4 protein-coding genes are annotated in these 7185 nt (G+C 63.0%); 1 reads left to right on the top strand and 3 read right to left on the bottom strand.

Annotated elements, in window-relative coordinates:
- On the top strand, positions 1–1418 hold a 1418-nt coding region (locus D0Y96_RS14185; RefSeq protein ID WP_215601623.1), incomplete at its 5' end, for an MFS transporter.
- Between the two features lie 24 nt (positions 1419–1442).
- Here the strand turns inward: D0Y96_RS14185 and D0Y96_RS14180 are convergent.
- The 3 genes from D0Y96_RS14180 to D0Y96_RS14170 form a co-directional block, all read right to left on the bottom strand.
- Positions 1443–4160 carry an early set domain-containing protein gene (locus tag D0Y96_RS14180; protein ID WP_117300943.1) on the bottom strand — a complete coding sequence of 906 codons (2718 nt, stop codon included), beginning with the start codon at positions 4158–4160 and terminating at the stop codon, positions 1443–1445.
- A gap of 27 nt (positions 4161–4187) precedes the next feature.
- Positions 4188–5825, bottom strand: coding sequence for an L-lactate permease (locus D0Y96_RS14175; protein WP_117300941.1), 1638 nt, complete (start codon positions 5823–5825; stop codon positions 4188–4190).
- Positions 5826–5986: 161 nt separating this feature from the next.
- On the bottom strand, positions 5987–7177 hold the full coding sequence (locus D0Y96_RS14170; protein WP_350449079.1) for a M20 family metallopeptidase: 1191 nt from the start codon (positions 7175–7177) through the stop codon (positions 5987–5989).
- Between the last annotated feature and the right edge of the window lie 8 nt (positions 7178–7185).

Below are 7185 nucleotides of genomic sequence, written 5' to 3'. Positions count from 1 at the left end.
CACCCTGCCCGACCGACCAGGCCTCGGATGGGAGCTCGATCAGGACTTCATCCAAAAATACCAAGTCAAATATGAACGGTGAGAAGGAGATGCCGCCCGTTACGCGCGGGATGATACGCACCACTCTGCTGAGCGCCATTATCGGCACGGCGGTGGAGTGGTACGACTTCTATCTTTACGCGACGGCGGCCGCGGTCATCTTCAACAAGCTGTTCTTTCCGTCATACTCGCATCTGATCGGAACGCTGCTGGCGTATGCGACCTTTGCCGTGGGATTTTTTGCGCGGCCGGTGGGCGGCGTTGTCTTCGGCCGCTTCGGCGACCGCATCGGGCGCAAGCGCGTACTGGTGATTACGCTGCTGCTGATGGGCGGATCGACGACGGCCATTGGCCTGCTGCCGACCAGCATGCAGATCGGAATATGGGCGCCAATACTGCTGGTAGTATTGCGCGCCATTCAGGGCTTTGGCTCGGGCGCCGAGTATGCCGGAGCGGTGCTGATGACGATTGAATATGCTCCTGCAAACAGGCGCGGCCTTTACGGCGCGGTGCCGTATGTGGGAGTTGCAGCGGGTCTGCTGCTTTCGCTTGTCAGCTTCTCGTGGGCCTCGGCACTGCCGCAGCAGGAGTTTGTCGCGTGGGGATGGCGTATTCCGTTTCTGCTGAGCGCGCTGGTGGTGGCGCTGGGGATGCTGCTGCGATCGACGCTGCGCGAAACACCGGTCTTTGAGCACCTCAGAGCGCTGGGGCACACGTCGCGCGCGCCGCTGCGGGATCTTTTTGCCGTGGCGCGGCGGGAGATCTTCTGCGCATGGGGAGCGCGTCTGGGCGACAACTCGCTCGCGTATATCTATGAGTCCTTCATCATCGTGTATGCGACCCAGCAGCTCGATATACCACGGCCGCGCATACTTTCCGCGCTGATGGTCAGCGCGGCGCTGCAGTTTCTGACCGTGCCGCTGTTCGGATGGCTCTCGGACAGGGTGGGGCGGAAGCCGGTCTATTTTGGAGGCGCAGTGCTCTCCGGGCTCTTCGTCTTTCCTTTTTTCGCGATGCTGCGGACGCGCAATACCTTCATGCTGTACGCGGCGCTCTTTGTCGTCTCCTCGGTGGCGAAGATCATGATGACTTCAGCGCAGAGTCCGTGGTTCGCGGAGATGTTTCCGGCGAGCGTGCGCTATACGGGATTTTCGGTTGCGCGCGAGGTGACCTCGCCGCTCTCGGGCGGCATAGCCCCGATCATCGCCACGGCATTACTGGCTGCGGGCGGCGGATCGCCACATCTGGTGGCGTGGTACGTCGTGGCGCTGGCCTGCATTACGGCGATCTCGGTTGCCTGCGGACCGGAGACTCGCGGGCGCAGTCTGGATACAGAGACCGCAGCGATTCAGACTGCAGTCTCTGCGCGGGAATCATGAGCGCCTTCAACTCGCGGCACACATTCAGCTGCGCTTGAAGATGGCATAGTAAGGCTGGTTCGAGAGCGTGTCGTCGAAGGCGGGGTAGAACCACGCGGACGATGCGGAGCGAAGCTCGAAGTAATACTGCAGCGGGTAGGGGGAATCTGTGTATTCTCCGGGAACAGCGGCGCGGTAACTGCCGCTCCGGCGCTGCATGGGAGTGGATTTCCAGCGCTCGCCATGATTGACGTGACGGTACCAGAGCGTGACTCCGGTGACAGAAGCGGACGGGACGCCGAGTGAAACGGAAAGCTCGCTGCCGGGATGAAAGACTGTGGCGGGGGTGTGGGCGCAGGGGACGGCGGCGCGCTGGAAATGCGCGGTCACGGCGTGGATGGCCACAGAGGCTGAACGGGAATCAGAACGTTTTGCAGAGACCTTCTCTTCCATGGCCGCGATGTCGGTGTCGATGGCGGCGATGCGATCGAGCCAGTGTCCGCGGCGCTGCGGGACATCGCCATAACTGACATCGGACACGTAGACGCCCGAAGCGCGTTTGGCCATGGTGCTCCAGGCATCGCGCGCTTTTTTGTAATGGGACAGAGCGAGCGCGCCAGCTTCGGGATCTCCGGTGGCGTCAAAGATGCTGCAGAGCATGGCGCTGCGGAAGAGATTCGCGAAGAAGAGGCCCAGTCCATTGACGATGAGCAGATCTTCCTCGACCTGGCGCAGTGCAGGAGAGGCGGCGCGTCTACCGGCGGAGTGGCGGGCCTCATCGAGGGCCTGCTGCGAGGCAGCCGCGAGCTCTTCGAGCCACTGCGCTGCTTCGACCGGTGAATAACGCGGGTTGAGCCTGCCGGCGAGCAGATCACCGGCGTGACCGGCAATAGACGAAAAAAGCTGAGGATCGAGTGGGCTGCAGTTTGCCACGCAGAAGGGCTTGTCGGTGTCGGTGTAAGGGGAAGGCTCACTGCCGACGACGACGGGCATGTTGGTGTACATCTCCGGCCAGTAGGCGTGGTTCGAGGCCGAGGGGAGATAGACCGAAGTGACGAGCGGAAGAATGCGGCTGGAGTGCGCGAGAGCGGCTTCAACCGGAGCGGCGGCGGCACCGAAGGTCCGGCGCAGGCCGCGACGCCATGTTTCCTGCGGCGTATCGGGGTTGTAGAGCATGCGGCCCAGGAGCAGATAACCGTAGCGGAATTTGTCCGTATCTTGCGCAACGGCGGCAAGCGATGTATCGGTGTACGCGGTACGTCCGCCGGGATGGCCGGAGCCTTCGCGGCCTTTGAAGGTCAGGGGCTCACAGATTTCGAGGCCGGCAGCGCCGCAGAAATTAGCGGTGCGGCCGAGGCCGGCGGCAAGTGCGGGATCTCCCCAGAGAAGGTGGCGCTGCGTGCCGGGCCAGAGGCGGTAGAGAATCTCGTAACCGCTGTTCTGCTGATAGAGATCGGCGTATCCGTAGCGCGTGAAGCGGCGGGCACCGTTGGAGACATTGAAGACGCCGGACTCCATCCGGTCGGGACGGGGAATTTCATACTCGCGGATGTCAGCCTGGTGATAGCTGAGGCTCATGTGCTCCGCCGAATACTTGGGGCCGACCTTGACCGGCATGCCGGTTTTGCGGCCCATGTCGATCATGATCTGGTTGATGCCCTTGGCGTGCATGTCGATTTCGACGGGGCGGCCGGCGGCGGCGATGGCGTCGAAGACCTTCTGCCAGAAATCGTAGCTGCCTTCGGGGATACCGCTTTCTCCGTGAACGCGCAGCGTGAGGCCGGTGATCTGCGGGCACTCTTTGAGGATCATCGCGAGCGCGTCATGACAGTACTGGGCGTGCGTGGCCGGGGTAAGGCCGAGGATGCGGTGATCGGAGTGTGGGCTGTCGGTCCATGCGTAGGCATGGGTCCAGATGCCGAGCTGAAACTCGAGGCCGCGGCGGGCAGTCTCGGCGGCGATGAACTGCAGCGTCTCGAGGTTGCGGCGGCGCTCACCGGGCGCAAGCGGCGGATCGATGCGCACCTGCTCGTAGCCTGGAACCTCGACGAGGTAGGGATACGGGAAGTGGAAGTAATCGCCGGTAACGCCGCGGGGAAAGTCGTAGCCGAAGCCGAAGGCAAAGTTGAAGCGATTGAAGCGGGCGGCGGCAAGGGTATCGAGATAGGAGGTCCAGAAGCCGCGGTCGTAGTACCAGGATTTGTCTTCAATCTCGCTGCAGAAGGCGCGGAGCACGCTGCGGACCTTGTTCGGCGTGGTTTCAACGACGGGAGCGGCGAGATGCAGCGCGGCGAAGGGATCGGCGTCGAAGCGGACACGATCGGCGAGCTCAAGCAGGCCATAGACGAAGCCGCGGTTATCGATGGCGGAGACGAGGACGGCAGGCGAGCCGGAGAGCTTTCCGGGGATGAGCGCAGTGGTTTCGGGCGCTTCGAGATGCGGGAGGCTGCCGAAGGAGCGCACGAGTGGCGAGCCGGCGGGGGCCACCACTACGACAAATGAATGCGAGCCTTCCTGCGGCGATGCACTGAGAGTGGCGGCGATTCCCTTTGCTGACAACGCATCCTGCAGTGTCTTTACGGCCCAGGAGACCGGCTCACTGCGGGTGATGGCGGAATCGGGATCGACGACGATGGCAACGGTATGCGCTGGAAGAGCGACGGCATCCTGCGCGGCAGTAACGGCTGCGGCGCCGACCAGCTTAAGAAAGGTTCTTCGTTCCAGCATCTGCATTTTGGGGGATTGCGCGGAAGGGTCCGGCATAAATCAGTGTTCTCCGTGGCGGGCGGCTCAGGCCCAGTGGAAATGAAAGGCGTAGACGTATAGCAGGGCCAGCGCGCCAATGACACTCGCCAGCAGGATGCTGTGCTTCAGAGTAAAGCGGAAGAGCTTTGCCTGATCGGAGACGGAGAGGCCGGTCGCAGCGGCGGCAACGGCGATGGTCTGCAGGCTGATCATCTTTCCCATGACTCCGCCGGCGGAGTTGGTGGCTGCCAGCAGGATGGGGTCGAGGCCGAGGCGGCCAGCGGTGATGACCTGGAGGTTGCCGAAGAGCGCGTTCGATGAAGTATCCGATCCGGTGAGGAAGACTCCCAGCCAGCCGAGCATGGAGCCAAAGAAGGGGAACAGAACTCCGGTGGCGGAGAAAGCCAGGCCAAGGGTCGCGGTTGCGCCGCAGTAATTCATCAGGAAGGCGATGGCGAGCACGGATGTGACGGTTACGGTGGGCAGCAGCAGCGTCCAGGCGACGGAGACCAGGACACGGAAGAAGTGCCGGGGACTCATACGGAGACAGATGGCCGAGAGCACGGTCGCCGTCATACAGGAGGTTCCGGAGGCGGAGAACCAATTGAGATTAAAGACGGCAGGATAGGGTGTGGCCCGGTTGACGATGGGAGCCATACGCCGCACCACATTGTGCAGAAAGGGCCAGTGAAAGGAGTACGTGCCCAGGTTGAGAAATGTCTGAATCGGCTTATAGCCCCACAGGAGGACGCAGATGACCAGCAATCCATAAGGAAGCCAGGCATACATGACTTGCAGCGTGGTGTGCTCGGGGATTTTGCCGGTTGCTTTCGGCTTCTCGAACGCATACTCGGCGGTCTGCTCCGCGGTGGGATGCCAGACACGCAGCAGGACGACGAGCGCAATCATCGCGGTGAGCGAGGCCAGAATGTCGGTCAGCTGCGGCCCCACGTGATGGGAGACAAAAAACTGCACGGAGGCGAAGACCACGCCGGCCACGCCGGCTGGGAGCCATATTCCCGAGATGCCGCGCATGCCCCACATCGCGATGACCAGATACGCGGGCAGGATGAGCGATACTGGGGCGCAGAAGCTGCCGACCGCGGCGCTGAGCTTGTCGAGCGGGAGGCCGGTGGTTCCGGCGAGGGTCACGACGGGGATGCCGATGGAGCCGAAGGCCACGGGGGCGGTGTTGGCGAGCAGACAGAGCGCGGATGCTCCAAAGGCCGAAAAGCCGAGGCCGGTGAGCATGGTGGCGGCGATGGCGACCGGCGTGCCGAAGCCGGCAGCGCCTTCGATGAAAGCGCCGAAGGCAAAGGCGATCAGGAGAGCCTGCAGGCGGCGATCGGGCGTAAGGCGGCTGACGGAATCCTTGATGATCTCGAACTTTCCGGTCTCTTCGGTGACGCGGAAGAGAGCGATGGCCCAGAAGACGATCCATGAGATGGGAAAGAGGCCGAAGGCAGCTCCGTCCATGGCCGCGCTGACGGCTGTGAGCGTGGGCATGTGATAGGCGCCGATGGCGAGAAGAAACGTGACGCCAAGTCCGGAGAGACCGGCGATCCACGCTGCTTTACGGAAGACGCCGAGGAGCAGAAGCAGCGTAAGAACGGGCGTCGCTGCAAGGGCCGCCGAAAAGGCCAGGCCCTTCCCAAAGAGCAGATACGTTTGAGACCAATGCATGCCTGGATTTGTCCGATGGTGGAAAAGCAGAGTGTTAAGGCGGGTTAATCGTATGTGGGCGCTGCAAAGACTGTCAATTGCCGCAACCGCTTATGCGCATGATGCAAACGGGCGGGCCGGCGTAATGCGTACCGGAAGACCTGTGATTTCAGCGCGGCACGTTACAGGAGCATGGCAGCGAGGAGCGCCGTGCGGGGGATGAGCGACGCGGCAAGGATGTGCTCGTGGGCAGCGTGCGCACCGGCTCCGACTGCTCCCATGCCGTCGAGCGTGGGGATGCCCAGAGCCGCGGTGAAGTTTCCATCGGAGCCACCGCCAGTGGCGGCTTCTTCAAGCGAAAAGCCGAGAGCCGCGGCAAAGTGCTGCGCGCGGCGGAAGAGGGCGACGGTTCCGCGGGTTCGTTCCATAGGAGGGCGATTGAGGCCGCCGCTGATGTGGAGCGAGCAGTTGCGGTCCACGGGGCGGAGCCGGCGCAGTGCGCGGTCGATGCGAGGTGCATCACCGGCGCGGGCGATACGCACATCGATGTCAACCCAGGCGTGAGCGGCCACAACATTGGAGCGCGTGCCTCCGCCAATGACGCCGGGATTGACGGTGATGCCGCGCTTTGGATCGGTGAGAGCGGCGATGCGCTCGATCTGGCGGGCAAGCTCGAGAACGGCGCTGTGGCCGGCGGAGAAATCGACGCCGCTGTGCGAGGCGATGCCGTTTACATCGAGGCGGTAATTCCCTATTCCCTTGCGCGCGGTCTTGTAAGCTCCCTGATCGCCCTGCGCCGGCTCCAGCACATAGACGGCTTCGCACCGGCAGGCGATTTTTTCGGTGAGCGGGCGCGACACGTGGCTTCCGACTTCTTCGTCGCTGTGGAGCAGCAAAATGACAGGACGGGAGAGAGCGTTGTGCTCCTGCAGAATCTGCAGGGCGGTCAGAGCCATGACGACACCGGCCTTCATATCGAGGATGCCGGGACCGCCGATTTGGCCTTTTTCTTCGCGCCACGGCATGTTGCGGAGCGTACCGATCTCCCAGACCGTATCGAGATGGCCGAGAAGAAGAATTGGCTTTGAAGAGGACGAGCGGCGCGGGCGGAAGGAGGCTTCGAGCAGATTGCCGAACTCCCGCTGACGGTGCAGCCTGACACGGCCCGAGGCCGCTTCGCACCAAGAGGCAACAGAGGCAACGGCGCGGTCGACGGCGGCCTTGTCGCCGCTGGGGGATTCGATATGCACCAGTTCAGAGAGCCGGCGCAGCATTTCAGGCTTGCGATGGGTGGCTGAAGCCAGGAGCTGCCCGACGAGCGATCGCTGCGCGGCATCCGGGATTTCAGCAGCTGCGGCTGCGCGTGGCTTCATAAACGAGC

The sequence above is a fragment of the Paracidobacterium acidisoli genome (genome assembly GCF_003428625.2).
Taxonomy (GTDB): domain Bacteria; phylum Acidobacteriota; class Terriglobia; order Terriglobales; family Acidobacteriaceae; genus Paracidobacterium; species Paracidobacterium acidisoli.
This window is presented reverse-complemented; position numbering and strand designations above follow the sequence as displayed.